The sequence below is a fragment of the Allobosea sp. RAF48 genome (assembly GCF_052114025.1).
In the GTDB taxonomy this organism is placed as follows: domain Bacteria; phylum Pseudomonadota; class Alphaproteobacteria; order Rhizobiales; family Beijerinckiaceae; genus Allobosea.
Window position 1 is genome coordinate 382,366 of the sequence record NZ_JBFRDZ010000003.1, and the last position, 11,987, is coordinate 394,352.

The 11,987-nt window shown below is 67.0% G+C and carries 13 protein-coding genes; 11 read left to right on the plus strand and 2 right to left on the minus strand.

The features are described from left to right. Positions 1 to 85: 85 nt before the first annotated feature. Genes uvrC through AB4Z10_RS08100 form a run of 5 tightly spaced genes read left to right on the plus strand, consistent with a single transcriptional unit; the run spans position 86 to position 4,694 of the window. Complete coding sequence (gene uvrC, locus AB4Z10_RS08080) at positions 86 to 2,203, plus strand: excinuclease ABC subunit UvrC (RefSeq protein ID WP_441470036.1); 2,118 nt, start codon at positions 86 to 88, stop codon at positions 2,201 to 2,203. 57 nt (positions 2,204 to 2,260) lie between these two features. Beyond that, a complete protein-coding gene (pgsA, locus tag AB4Z10_RS08085) occupies positions 2,261 to 2,881 on the plus strand; it encodes a CDP-diacylglycerol--glycerol-3-phosphate 3-phosphatidyltransferase (protein ID WP_441469866.1) in 621 nt (206 codons plus the stop codon). Continuing rightward, on the plus strand, positions 2,878 to 3,171 hold the full coding sequence (gene moaD, locus AB4Z10_RS08090) for a molybdopterin converting factor subunit 1 (RefSeq protein WP_441469867.1): 294 nt from the start codon (positions 2,878 to 2,880) through the stop codon (positions 3,169 to 3,171). The genes pgsA and moaD overlap by 4 nt, the downstream gene beginning before the upstream one ends. Positions 3,172 to 3,178: 7 nt before the next feature. After that, on the plus strand, positions 3,179 to 3,643 hold the full coding sequence (locus tag AB4Z10_RS08095) for a molybdenum cofactor biosynthesis protein MoaE (protein ID WP_441469868.1): 465 nt from the start codon (positions 3,179 to 3,181) through the stop codon (positions 3,641 to 3,643). Position 3,644: 1 nt separating this feature from the next. Beyond that, the gene (locus AB4Z10_RS08100; RefSeq protein ID WP_441469869.1) at positions 3,645 to 4,694 is read left to right on the plus strand and encodes a DUF1176 domain-containing protein; all 1,050 of its coding nucleotides are present in this window, start codon (positions 3,645 to 3,647) and stop codon (positions 4,692 to 4,694) included. 106 nt (positions 4,695 to 4,800) lie between these two features. Here AB4Z10_RS08100 and AB4Z10_RS08105 read toward each other — a convergent pair whose 3' ends face one another. Next, positions 4,801 to 5,688, minus strand: a complete 888-nt coding sequence (locus tag AB4Z10_RS08105) for a branched-chain amino acid aminotransferase (protein ID WP_441469870.1) — start codon at positions 5,686 to 5,688, stop codon at positions 4,801 to 4,803. Positions 5,689 to 5,834: 146 nt separating this feature from the next. Between AB4Z10_RS08105 and AB4Z10_RS08110 the strand changes: the two genes are divergently transcribed. The 4 genes from AB4Z10_RS08110 (at position 5,835) to AB4Z10_RS08125 (ending at position 9,425) form a co-directional block, all read left to right on the plus strand. Next, positions 5,835 to 6,377 carry a MarR family winged helix-turn-helix transcriptional regulator gene (locus AB4Z10_RS08110; RefSeq protein ID WP_441469871.1) on the plus strand — a complete coding sequence of 181 codons (543 nt, stop codon included), beginning with the start codon at positions 5,835 to 5,837 and terminating at the stop codon, positions 6,375 to 6,377. An 83-nt stretch (positions 6,378 to 6,460) separates the two neighbouring features. Continuing rightward, entirely contained in the window at positions 6,461 to 7,204 is a 744-nt protein-coding gene (locus tag AB4Z10_RS08115) for a response regulator (RefSeq protein WP_441469872.1), read from the plus strand. Between the two features lie 53 nt (positions 7,205 to 7,257). Then, a complete protein-coding gene (locus tag AB4Z10_RS08120; RefSeq protein ID WP_441469873.1) occupies positions 7,258 to 8,658 on the plus strand; it encodes an ATP-binding protein in 1,401 nt (466 codons plus the stop codon). A 68-nt stretch (positions 8,659 to 8,726) separates the two neighbouring features. After that, complete coding sequence (locus AB4Z10_RS08125; RefSeq protein ID WP_441469874.1) at positions 8,727 to 9,425, plus strand: alpha/beta fold hydrolase; 699 nt, start codon at positions 8,727 to 8,729, stop codon at positions 9,423 to 9,425. Here AB4Z10_RS08125 and AB4Z10_RS08130 read toward each other — a convergent pair. Continuing rightward, complete coding sequence (locus tag AB4Z10_RS08130; RefSeq protein ID WP_441469875.1) at positions 9,422 to 10,324, minus strand: LysR family transcriptional regulator; 903 nt, start codon at positions 10,322 to 10,324, stop codon at positions 9,422 to 9,424. The two genes, AB4Z10_RS08125 and AB4Z10_RS08130, sit on opposite strands and share 4 nt — an antisense overlap. Before the next feature lie 99 nt (positions 10,325 to 10,423). Here AB4Z10_RS08130 and AB4Z10_RS08135 point away from each other — a divergent pair, with 99 nt between their 5' ends. Next, the gene (locus tag AB4Z10_RS08135; protein ID WP_441469876.1) at positions 10,424 to 11,062 is read left to right on the plus strand and encodes a glutathione S-transferase; all 639 of its coding nucleotides are present in this window, start codon (positions 10,424 to 10,426) and stop codon (positions 11,060 to 11,062) included. After that, a complete protein-coding gene (locus AB4Z10_RS08140; protein WP_441469877.1) occupies positions 11,052 to 11,978 on the plus strand; it encodes a pyridoxamine 5'-phosphate oxidase family protein in 927 nt (308 codons plus the stop codon). The genes AB4Z10_RS08135 and AB4Z10_RS08140 overlap by 11 nt, the downstream gene beginning before the upstream one ends. Positions 11,979 to 11,987 lie beyond the last annotated feature (9 nt).

An 11,987-nucleotide genomic window follows, 5' to 3' on the forward strand; every position in this document is an offset into this window, starting at 1 on the left:
ACCAGGGGCCGCAACGGTGCGAACACCGCCATCGCGGCGCTGCTCCTGACATGACGAAGCCGCCGCGACACCCTACATGGACATCATGAATCGCGAACGTCAGGACGATCTGCCTCAGGACGAGTTCGAGGACGAGGAGGACAGCCTCCCCGCTCCGGACCCCGCGCTCGATCTCGGCGACACAGCGCCCGGCGCGCTCAAGGCCGGCATCGAGGTCATCCAGCAATTCGCGAAGCATTTGCCGAACAAGCCGGGGGTCTACCGGATGTTCGATCGGGCCGGCGAGGTGCTCTATGTCGGCAAGGCCAAAAGCCTGAAAAACCGCGTGACCTCCTATGCCCGCGGCATGGCGCACACCAACGCCGTCGCCCGGATGATCGCCGAGACGGCGAATATGGAGTTCGTCACCACCGGCACCGAGACCGAGGCGCTGCTGCTCGAGTCGAACCTGATCAAGCAGCTCAGGCCGCGCTACAACGTGCTGCTGCGCGACGACAAGTCGTTCCCCTATATCCTGCTGACCGGCGACCATGACGCGCCCGCGATCCTGAAGCATCGCGGCTCGCGCCACCGCAAGGGCGACTATTTCGGCCCCTTCGCCTCGGTCTGGGCGGTGACGCGTACCATCGACGCACTGCAGAAGGCGTTCCTGATCCGCACCTGCTCGGATTCCTTCTACGAGAACCGCACCCGCCCCTGCCTGCTTTTCCAGATCAAGCGCTGCGCCGGCCCCTGCACCGGCGAGATCTCGATCTCCGACTATCAGGCGCTCGCCGGCCAGGCCCGCGACTTCCTCTCCGGCCGCTCCTCCGCCGTGAAACAACTGCTATCGGCGCGGATGCAGGAAGCCGCCGAAGAGCTGGAGTTCGAGAAGGCCGCACGCTACCGCGACCGCCTCGCGGCGCTCTCCGCAGTGCAGGCCGGGCAGGACATCAATACTCAGGGCGTGGAAGAGGCCGATGTCTTCGCCATCGACGAGCAGGCCGGGCATTTCTGCGTCGAGATCTTCTTCTTCCGCAACCACCAGAACTGGGGCAACCGCGCCCTCTTCCCGCGCGCCGACCGCTCGCTGACCCCTGCCGAGGTGCTCGCCTCGGTGGTCGCCCAGTTCTACGACGACAAACCGCCGCCGCGCCTCGTTCTGCTCTCGCACCCGGTCGAGGAGATCGAGCTGATTGGCCAGGCGCTCTCGGCCCGCGCCGGCCGCAAGGTCGAGGTCGCCCATCCCAAGCGCGGCGAGCGCGCCGACCTGATGGCGCATGCCGTCAAAAACGCCCGCGAGGCGCTTTCCCGCAAGCTCGCCGACAATGCCGGCCAGAGCGCCCTGCTGGCCGCGCTCGGCACCGCCTTCGGCATAGAAACTGCGCCGCGCCGGGTCGAGGTCTACGACAACTCGCACATCATGGGCACGAACGCGGTCGGCGGCATGATCGTCGCCGGGCCGGACGGGTTCATGAAGAGCCATTACCGCACCTTCAACATCTCGACCGACACCATCGCCGGCGACGATTTCGGGATGATGCGGGAGGTGCTGACGCGCCGGTTCGCCCGGCTCGCGAAGGAAGCCGGGATCTCTCTTAGCCCTGATGCTGAGGAGGCCGCGGCGGCGCCCGTCTCGAAGGAGGCTCCAGAGGGCGATGGAGCCTCCACCAGCATCCTTCTGGGCGCACCTGACGGCACTCCCCAGGCCGAGGGCCCGCAGAAGAAAAGCCGCAAGACGGCAAAGCCGCGTAAAGACGAGGATGGCTTCCCCTCCCGGCCCGATCTCGTCATCGTCGACGGCGGCAAGGGGCAGTTCGAGGCGGCGCGCAAGATCATGGCCGAGCTCAACGCCAGCGACATCCCGCTCGTCGCCATCGCCAAGGGCGCCGACCGCAATGCCATGCGCGAGACCTTCCACATGGCCGGACGAGAGCCCTTCAAGCTGCAGCCGCGCGATCCCGCGCTCTATTTCATCCAGCGCCTGCGCGATGAGGCCCACCGCTTCGCCATCGGCACGCACCGCGCCAAGCGCAAGCGCGAGACGATGAAGAACCCGCTCGACGAGATCCCCGGCATCGGCCCGTCGCGCAAACGGGCGCTGCTTCTGCATTTCGGCACGGTGAAGGCGATCCAGCGCGCCAAGCTCGACGACCTCATGCGCACCCCCGGCGTGAATGCGGCCACCGCCAAGGCCGTCCATGATTTCTTTCACGATGCCTGAAACTAATGGCGCCCTCGCGGTTTTGCGTGTTGACGCTATGGCAGCGGGGTTGCTTTGGTGCTCGACGTGACGATTCTTCCTGACGCCATCAGGCGGCGTGGCCCGTGGTCGCTGCCCAACCTCCTCACTTACGGGCGGATCCTGGCGATCCCGGCCCTGGTGGCGATTCTGTTCTGGCCGCGCGACGACTGGATGCGCTGGCTCGCGCTGGGAATCTACACCGTCGCCGCCATCACCGATTATCTCGACGGCTACATCGCCCGCGCCTGGAGCCAGCAATCGGCCATCGGCCGCATGCTCGATCCGATCGCCGACAAGCTCCTCGTCGCCGCCCTGCTGCTGATGCTCGTCTATACCGGCCAGATCGAGGGCTGGACGCTCTGGGCCGCGATCGTGATCCTCTGCCGCGAGATCCTCGTTTCGGGGCTGCGCGAGTTCCTGGCCGACCTCAAGGTCAGTGTCCCCGTGAGCAAGGTCGCGAAATGGAAGACGACGGCGCAGCTCTTCGCGCTCGGCTTCCTGATCGCCGGCCCGGCCGGCGACAAGGTCCTCCCCGGCAACACCATGATCGGCATCACCCTGCTTTGGCTCGCAGCCGGCCTGACGATCTATACCGGCTGGGACTATTTCAACGCCGGCATCCGCTATCTCGTCGAAGAAGACGAGCGCATTCCATGAGCACGGCTGTCGCCACCGCAGCGGCGGCCACCCGCGCGGTCCGCCTCGTCTATTTCGCCTGGGTGCGCGAGCGCGTCGGCCTGCCGGAAGAAACGCTCGATATCCCCGCCGACCTTGCGACCGTCGCCGACCTCGTGCGCTGGCTTAAGGCACGGGGCGAGAACTACGAGGCGGCATTCGCCAACGAGGCCGTGGTGCGCGCCGCTCTCGATCAGGTTCACGCCAAGCCGCAAAGCCCGCTCGGCGCTGCCCGCGAGATCGCCTTCTTCCCGCCGATGACCGGCGGCTGAGGCCGCCATGACACCTCTTATCCGCATCCAGCGCGAGGATTTCGAGCTCTCGGACGAGATCGCGGCGCTCAGCCACGGCCGCGCCGACATAGGTGCCCTCGTCTCGTTCACCGGGCTTTGCCGCGACGAGAATGGCAGCCTCGCCGCGCTCGAGCTGGAGCATTATCCCGCCATGGCCGAGGCTGAGATCGGCCGTGTCGCGGCCGAGGCCGCTGCGCGCTGGCCGCTCATGGGGCTCGTCGCGATCCACCGCTATGGGTTGATCCGCCCTGGCGAGCAGATCGTTCTGGTGCTCGCGGCCTCCGCACACCGCCGCGCCGCCTTCGAGGCTGCCGATTTCATGATGGACTACCTCAAGACGCGCGCTCCGTTCTGGAAGCGCGAGCACCGCGCGGACGGCACGCTCGGGGGCTGGGTCGAGGCGAAGACGGATGACGACGATGCGGCGAGACGCTGGGAAGAGACACCCTGAAGTGCTGAAAGGCTGCGCTCTCGCTGGCGGTCTGACGCTACTGCCGGCCCTGGCCCTGGCGGCAGCGCCGGAGCCGAAGACGTTTCGCGATTGGATGGCCGGCTGCGACAATCTCAAGAGCTGCACCGCCCTGTCGCTGCCGCCGGAGAGCGCCGACACCGTCGCCTATCTGCGCCTCGAACGCCCGGCCGGGCCTGACGGCACAGTCAGCCTCGTGCTGCGCTTGCGCGGCGACTGGAAGAAGCCGCCGACCGCGCTTCAGCTCAAGCTCGACGGCGCCCCCTTCCCTGCCGGCGGCAAGGCTCTCCCGGCGGCGGCCGACGGCGACATGGTCTCGCTATCCTTCCAGCCTGCCGAGATCGCGACGCTGGTTGAAGCCGCCCGCAAGGCGACGAAGCTCACAATATCTGCGCCCGGCGTGACGGCGAGCATCTCGTTGTCGGGCTCGGTCGCCGCGATGCTCTGGATCGACGAGCAGCAGGGCCGGCTGAACACGACCTTGGCCCTCGTCCGCAAGGGCAGCGGCACCACCGTTCCGGCTGCCCCAACGCTGCCGATCGTCCTGGCAAAGCCCGCCGCCGGCACGCTGTCGGAGAAAGACGGGAAGGCGCTCGCTGCAACGCTGCGCAAGCAGATCAAGCAACGCGACGCCGATCTCTGCGAGGATGACGAAATGCTGGTCGAGGCCGATGCTGCCTGGCCGCTCGACGGCGACCGCCGTCTCGTCGGCCTCGCCTGCTCACGCGGCGCCTACAACGTCTCCACCGGTTTCTGGATGGTGGAGCGCGGCGATGTCGCAGCCGCGAAGCCGGTTGCCCTGCCGGAGGGCGAGGGCGACGCGAAGAACATGCTGACCAATGCCGATTTCGACGCGAAGACCGGCCGGCTGAGTTTTTTCGCCAAGGGCCGCGGTCTCGGCGACTGCGGCGCCACCGGCGGCTACGCCTGGACCGGCACCGCCTTCGTCCAGACCGAATTCAGCATGATGGGCGAGTGCCGCGGCATCGGCGCCGATGACTGGATCACGCTCTACCGCAGCGAGGTCAAGTAGCGCGCGTCATTCTCGGGCGGAGCAAGGCTCCAGCCCGAGAATCTCGTGGCGCGGCGTCGCTGGCTTCCGAGATGCCCGGGTCAGGCCCGGGCATGACGGCACTGCCTCACGCCGCCTTCGACTGCGGGCGCACCGCGGCGGAGTAGTCTTCCATGATTACCTTGCCCATATTGCCGGTGATGAAGCTGTACGGCCCGACCTCGGAGACGAGCGTCACCTCGGCGGCCGAGCCGGTGATGAAGCACTCGTTGAAGCCTTCCAGCTCCTCCGGGCGGATGCGCCGCTCCACCACCTCGAAGCCGCGCTGCTTGCACAAATCGATCACCGACTGGCGGGTGATGCCATTGAGGAAGCGGTCGGCCAGCGGGGTGTGGACCACGCCGTCCTTGATGAAGAAGATGTTGGCGCCGGTGCATTCGGCGACATTGCCTTCCCAGTCCAGCATCATCGCGTCGGCGTAGCCGGCGCGCTCGGCCTTATGCTTCGACAGCGAGCAGATCATGTAGAGGCCCGCCGCCTTGGCATGGACCGGCGCGCAGGCCGGATCCGGCCGGCGATAATCGGCAACGTCGAGGCGCACGCCCTTCAGCTTCTGCGCCATGTCGAACATGCTCGGCCATTCCCACACCGCGATCGCGGTATGGATCTTGTTGTTCATGCCCGACACCGCCATCATTTCCGAGCCGCGCCAGGCGACCGGGCGGAGATAGGCGTCCTTGAGCCCGTTCTCCTTCAGGCAGAGATACTTGGCCTCGTCCAGCTCGGCGACCGAATAGGGGATCGTGAAATCCATGATCTCGGCCGACTTGTGGAAGCGCTGCGAATGCTCCGCGCACTTGTAGATGACGCCATCATAGGCGCGCTCGCCCTCGAACACGCAGGAGCCGTAGTGGAGCCCGTGGGTCAGTACGTGAATCTTGGCGTCCTTCCACGGCACGAGCTTGCCGTCGAACCAGATGACGCCGTCGCGCTGGTCGAAAGGAATGACTGACATGGACCTTCTCCTGGGTGCTTCCTCGCTCCGAACTCCGGCACAGCCGATTTGGGAACGCAAGCATGGGTCTAAAGCTGCGCTGCGACGATTGGCTTTGAAATAATCGTTCGCTCAGCGCCCTTGACCGGTAATCTTCCGTCTGAGATATGTCAATAAGGCTGACCCAAATTTTTGGAAGCGTGCTTTTGACCTTGTCTGAACCTCGCCCTGACGACGCCCCCCTCAAGCCCTCGTCCGAGGCCGTTCCGCACGACCTGATCGAGCTGCTTTTCTTCGCCTATCGCGATTTCGTCGGAGACCCCGACAGGATACTGGCGGATTACGGCTTCGGCCGGGCGCATCACCGCGTCCTCCATTTCGTCCAGCGCTGCCCCGGCCTGACCATCGCCGAGTTGCTGGACATCCTGCAGATCACCAAGCAGAGCCTGAACCGCGTCCTCAAGGAGCTGGTCGAGAAGGGCTATATCGAGCAGCGCACCGGCCGGCAGGACAAGCGCCAGCGCCATCTCCACACCACTGCCGCCGGGCAGGACCTGGCGCTTCGCCTGGTCCGGCTCCAGGCCAAGCGCATCAACCGGGCGCTCGAGGGCGTCGGCCCCGAAGCAGCGGCAATCGCCGCGCGGTACCTTTCCGCCCTGATCGATCCCTCGGAGCGGCCGAAGGTCGAGCGCCTGCTGATGAAGCCCTGACAAGCGACCCGTCTCGCGCATTGTGCTATGGCAGCCGGGCACCGTGATCGCTCCCGGCCCGGAAGCAGGAGGAAGGCGCAAGCATGATCGCCAGCGAGACCTTAGCGAAGCCGGCCCGCAAGCCGCTGCCCGACGAGGCGCCGCATGTCCTCGTCGTCGACGACGACCGCCGCTTGCGCGATCTGCTCGCCCGCTTCCTCGGCGATAATGGCTACCGCGTCACCACCGCGGCCAATGCGGCGGAGGCCGACACGCGGCTCGGCAACCTCGTCTTCGACGCGATCGTGCTCGATGTGATGATGCCTGGCGAGAACGGTTTCGACTTCGCCCGCCGTTTCCGCGGCGGCTCCGCCGTGCCGATCCTGATGCTGACCGCCCGCGCCGATGGCAAGGACCGGATCAACGGTCTCGAGATCGGTGTCGACGACTATCTCGCCAAGCCCTTCGAGCCGCGGGAGCTGCTGCTTCGCCTCGGCAACATCCTGAAGCGAACCGTCGTCGTCGAAGCTGCCCAATCCGGCACGCGCCCCGATTTCGTCCGCTTCGGCCCGTTCATCTACGGGCTGGCTCGCGGCGAGCTGCGCAAGGGCGAAGAGACGATCCGGCTGACCGAGCGCGAGCGCGAGATCCTGACGGCGCTCGCCGAGCGCGCCGGCGAGGTCGTCCCGCGCGAGGAGCTGGCGGCGCAAGGCTCGGCCGCAAACGACCGCACGGTCGACGTGCAGATGAACCGGCTGCGCCGTAAGATCGAGCGTGATCCGGCCGATCCGCTCTATCTCCAGACCGTGCGCGGCGTCGGCTACAGGCTGGTGACGGACAGGACGTGACTTCGCTTCACCACGGCGGCAAAGCTCAATCGGCGCTTCGCTCGGCCGCGGCCATGCTGCGTCCCGTCCTCGCCTGGCTCGAAATGCTCTGCGGCCATATCGGCAGGTTCCTGCGCCCGGCGCTCAGGAGCATCGGCCGCCCGCTCCAGATCATCGCGCGCTACATGCCCAAGGGGCTCTATCCCCGAGCGCTCGTCATCGTCATCGCGCCGGTGGTGCTGCTGCAATCAGTGATCGCCTACGTCTTCATGGAGCGGCACTGGCAGCTCGTGACTCAGCGCCTGTCCTCCGCGGTCTCCGCAGATATCGCCATGCTGATCGATGTCTACGAGAGTTATCCGCAGGATGCCGACACCACGACGCTCTCGCGCATCGCCGCCGAACGACTCGGCATGGACGTCGATATCATACCTGATTCCGACCTGCCGGCGCCGGGGCCGCGCCCCTTCTTCTCGCTGCTCGACAACGCGCTTTCGACCGAGCTCAGCCAGCAGGTTGCCCGCCCCTTCTGGCTCGACACGGTCGGCCGCTCCAGCCTGATCGAGATCCGCATCAAGCTCGGCAAGGACGTGATGCGCATCCTGACCCGGCGCAATGCGGCCTATGCCTCCAACAGCCACATCTTCCTGCTCTGGATGATCGGCACCTCTCTCATCCTGCTCACCATCGCGGTGCTGTTCCTGCGCAACCAGATCCGCCCCATCCTCAAGCTCGCGGATGCGGCGGAGGCCTTCGGCAAGGGCCGCGACGCCGATTTCCGCCCGCGCGGCGCGCGCGAAGTCCGCCGCGCGGGCAACGCCTTCATCGAGATGAAGCGGCGCGTCGAGCGCTCGATCGGCGAGCGCACGACGATGCTGAACGGCGTCAGCCACGACCTGCGCACCATCCTCACGCGCTTCCGCCTCTCGCTTGCCCTGATGGAGCGCTCTTCGGAAATCGAAGCGCTCGAGAAGGATGTGGACGAGATGAGCCGGATGCTCGAGGACTATCTCGCCTTCGCGCGCGGCGATGCCGGCGAGGTGCCGGTCGAGACCGATATCCGCTCCCTGCTGGAAGAGCTGAAGTCGGATGCCGAGCGTCAGGGCCACCAGACCGAGCTTGAGGTCGTCGGCGACCCGCTGGTCGTCATTCGCCCGGACGCCTTCCGGCGCCTCCTGACCAACCTCGTCTCCAACGCCGCCCGCTATGGAGACCGCATCGCCATCCGCGCCACGCACGATGCGCGCTATTTGATCGTGATGGTCGACGATGACGGGCCGGGCATCCCTCCCGACCAGCGCGAGGAGGTCTTCCGCCCCTTCTTCCGCCTCGACGAAGCGCGCAATGTCGACGGCGGCGGCACGGGCCTTGGCCTTGCGATCGCGCGCGACATCGCCCGCGCCCATGGCGGCGACATCATGCTAGGCGACTCGCCGCTCGGTGGCCTGCGCGCGACGGTGCGCCTGCCGGTCTGACCAAAAAATCCGCTCGACGCCGACCGACCCGTAACCATAGGTATTCGCGAAACTCATTGGGGCCGGTCATGCGGACGTTCCGGATCGCTGCAGCATTCCTTGCAACCTCTTTTCTCCTTTCGGCGACAGCGGCGCGCTGCGAAGAGGTTGTCGATCTCGGCGGAGGTCTCTTTGGCGGCGGCCGCGCGCTCCTCAACAAGCCCACGGGAAAGCCTCGTGCCGGGCTGGTCCTGTTGACCGGCGGCGACGGCTATATCGGCATCGGCTCCGACGGGAGCGTCGAGCGCAGCGCCAACTGGATCGTCCGGACCCGCGACGCCTATCTGGGCAGCGGCATCGCCAGCATCACGCTCGATGCCAACGCCGACCCGGCAAAGGCCGTGGAGTACATGCGCGCTATCGCACCGCGCGTCATCGTCGTGGCGATGAGCCGCGGTGCTCTCAAGGTCGCCGGCACTCTACCCGCGAGGCCCGACGGCATCGTCTTCGCTTCCTCGATGCTGGACGAGGCACGCGGCATGATTGGCGACCCGTCCCGCCTGCCGCCGACGCTCATCATCCATCACCGACAGGACACCTGCCGCGTGACGCTGCCGGAATCGGCCACCGCCTTTCAGCAATGGACCGGCGGCAAGGCGCGGCTGCTCTGGATCGACGGCGGCTCCTCGACCGGTAACCCGTGCCAAGCCCGTGCCCATCATGGCTTCATCGGCCGCGAGGGGCAGGTCGTCTCCGCCATATCCGGCTTTGCCGGCTCGCTGCGCTAGGAATCTCCGCCGATCGGCGCAAGCTGCGGCAAGCGCGTGACGGCATGGTCGATGAAGGCGCGCACGCGCGGCGCCGGCTGGCGCCCGCCCGGCATTACCAGTTGCACCGGCAACGGCGGCGGCTCGAACTCCGGGAGCAGACGCACCAGCGTTCCCGCTGCAAGGTCGTCCGCGGCCTGATAGGAGAGCACCCGCGCCAGCCCCCGTCCGGCGCGCGCTGCGATCAGCACCGATTCCACCTCGTTGACGATGAGCCGCGGCGTCAGCACGACCCCACTGCCGCGGCGCGGCCCGCCGAAACGCCAGTTCAGGGTCTGGTTGGCGGCAACACTCGCAATCGTCTCATGGGCCGCGATATCGGCCGGACGGCGCAACAGCGGAGAACGGGCGAGATAGGACGGCGCCGCGACGAGGATGCGCCGGACCTCCCCGACCTTGCGCATCAGCAGGCCCGAATTCGGCAGCGGCCCGATCCGCACCGCGAGTTGCAGATCCTCCTCGATCAGGTCGAGATTCCGGTCGGCCAGCACGAGCTCGACCTGCACCTGCGGATAGAGATCAAGGAACTCGGACACCAGAGGCGTGACATGCCGCCGGCCGAAAGCGAGCGGCGCGGTGATCCTCAGCAACCCGCTGACAGGCTCGGTCGCAGCGACGCCCAGCGCCGCATCGTAATCGGCCAGAAGCCGCCGGGCTGTCGTCGCAAGCTCCCTGCCGGCATCGTTCGGCGTCAACCGCCGGGTCGTGCGTGCGATCAGTTGCGAGCCGACGCGCTCTTCCAGCGCCGCGAGTGCGCGCGTCACCGCCGGGCGCGACTTGCGCAGGCGTCGCGCAGCTCCGGCAAGGCTGCCGGCATCGACGATCGCCACGAAGATCGTGAGCTCCTCGATCCGATCCACGTCACTGTTCCGAAAATTGAAATTCTGATTTTGAAAGATAGCAGATTTTGCCGGATCATCGAAACGATGATCATGCTGCCGACGAGCAGGAGCATCGTTATGCCGTCGACCGAGATCGTCCTTCACGGCACGCCTCTTTCGGGCCACGCCCACCGCGTCGAGCTGCTGCTGCGTGCCCTCGGGCTGGCCTATCGGTTCGAGCCGGCGCCCGCCGAGGTCCGGCAGAGCCCGGCCTTTCGCAAGCTCAATCCGCTCGGCCAGATTCCCGTCCTGCAGGATGGCGATCTGACGCTCGCCGACAGCAACGCGATCATGGTCTATCTTGTCAGGCGGTACGCCCCGGACAGCGCCTGGCTGCCCGGCGATGCCGTCGGTGCAGCCCATGTGCAGCGCTGGCTCTCGATCGCGGCCGGCGAGGTCATGCATGGCCCCTCCGTTGCGCGGCTGATCACGCAATTCGGCCTGGACGACGACAAGGCGCGCGCCAAGCGGATCGCTGCACGGCTCCTTGCCTTCATGGAAGAGCATCTGGCCGAGCGCGACTACCTGGCGGCTCTTCACCCGACCATCGCCGATCTGGCCTGCTACTCCTACGTCGCTCACGCGCCGGAGGGAGGCATCTCGCTCGCGCCCTACCCGGCCGTGCGCCGCTGGCTTGCCCGCATCGAGGCCCTGCCCTTCTTCAAGCCGATTCCGCCCTCCCCCTTGCCTGTGGAGCGCGACGACGATGCAGCCTGACGGTCCCTTCCATTCCGGCGAACTCGCGGCGCAGGCCCGGGCCGGCGTCTTCACGCGCGGTGCGGGCATACGCGGCTTCATGCCAGATCAGCACCGCGTCTTCTTTGGGCAATTGCCCTGGCTCTTCGCCGGCGTGCGCGATCGGAACGGCTGGCCGCTGGCGACAGCGTTGACGGGCGAGCCCGGCTTCGTGACCAGCCCGGATCCCACTCGCTTGTCGATCGCAGCCTCGCCGTCCCCTGGCGATCCCGCGTTCGAAGGCTTTCGGCCGGGCGTCCCCATCGGCCTGCTCGGGCTGGAATTCGAGACCCGCCGCCGCAACCGCGCCAATGGCCGGATCGAAGCGGTCGGCTCCGATGGCTTCACGGTTTCGGTCACCCAAAGCTTCGGCAATTGCGCCAAATATATCCAGGCGCGCAGTCGGGCTCAGGACGGCAGCGACCTCGGCGAACGACCCACCGGCTTGTCCGGTCTCGATGCCGCAGCCCGGGCGTTGATCGCCAATGCCGATACGCTATTCGTCGCCAGTGCTGCGGCTCTCGAAACACCGCTGGGAGGCGTCGACATCTCCCATCGCGGCGGCCGGCCCGGCTTCGTGCGGATCGACGGCGATACGGTGACCATCCCGGATTTCGCCGGCAACAACTACTTCAACACACTCGGAAACCTGCTGGAGCAGCCGCGCGCTGCCCTGCTCCTCGTCGATTTCGAGACCGGCACGACACTGCAATTGCAAGGCGTGGCCGAGATCGTCTGGGACGGGCCGGAGCTTGCGGGGCTGGAAGGCTCGCAGCGCCTGTGGCGCCTCCACGTCACCCGTGGCTGGCGTCGCCCCCATGCGCTGGCCTTGCGCTGGTCGGCGCCGGAGTTCGCGCCGACCACGTTGCAGACCGGTCTGTGGGCGGCCGCCGCTTGACCGTCGTCG

Excerpts from the sequence above, each read along its gene's own strand:
- uvrC (WP_441470036.1), top strand. The coding sequence starts at position 86 with ATGAATCGCGAACGTCAGGACGATCTGCCTCAGGACGAGTTCGAGGAC.
- moaD (WP_441469867.1), top strand. The coding sequence starts at position 2,878 with ATGAGCACGGCTGTCGCCACCGCAGCGGCGGCCACCCGCGCGGTCCGC.
- AB4Z10_RS08095 (WP_441469868.1), top strand. The coding sequence starts at position 3,179 with ATGACACCTCTTATCCGCATCCAGCGCGAGGATTTCGAGCTCTCGGAC.
- AB4Z10_RS08105 (WP_441469870.1), bottom strand. The coding sequence starts at position 5,688 with ATGTCAGTCATTCCTTTCGACCAGCGCGACGGCGTCATCTGGTTCGAC.
- AB4Z10_RS08110 (WP_441469871.1), top strand. The coding sequence starts at position 5,835 with ATGTCAATAAGGCTGACCCAAATTTTTGGAAGCGTGCTTTTGACCTTG.
- AB4Z10_RS08115 (WP_441469872.1), top strand. The coding sequence starts at position 6,461 with ATGATCGCCAGCGAGACCTTAGCGAAGCCGGCCCGCAAGCCGCTGCCC.
- AB4Z10_RS08120 (WP_441469873.1), top strand. The coding sequence starts at position 7,258 with ATGCTGCGTCCCGTCCTCGCCTGGCTCGAAATGCTCTGCGGCCATATC.
- AB4Z10_RS08125 (WP_441469874.1), top strand. The coding sequence starts at position 8,727 with ATGCGGACGTTCCGGATCGCTGCAGCATTCCTTGCAACCTCTTTTCTC.
- AB4Z10_RS08135 (WP_441469876.1), top strand. The coding sequence starts at position 10,424 with ATGCCGTCGACCGAGATCGTCCTTCACGGCACGCCTCTTTCGGGCCAC.
- AB4Z10_RS08140 (WP_441469877.1), top strand. The coding sequence starts at position 11,052 with ATGCAGCCTGACGGTCCCTTCCATTCCGGCGAACTCGCGGCGCAGGCC.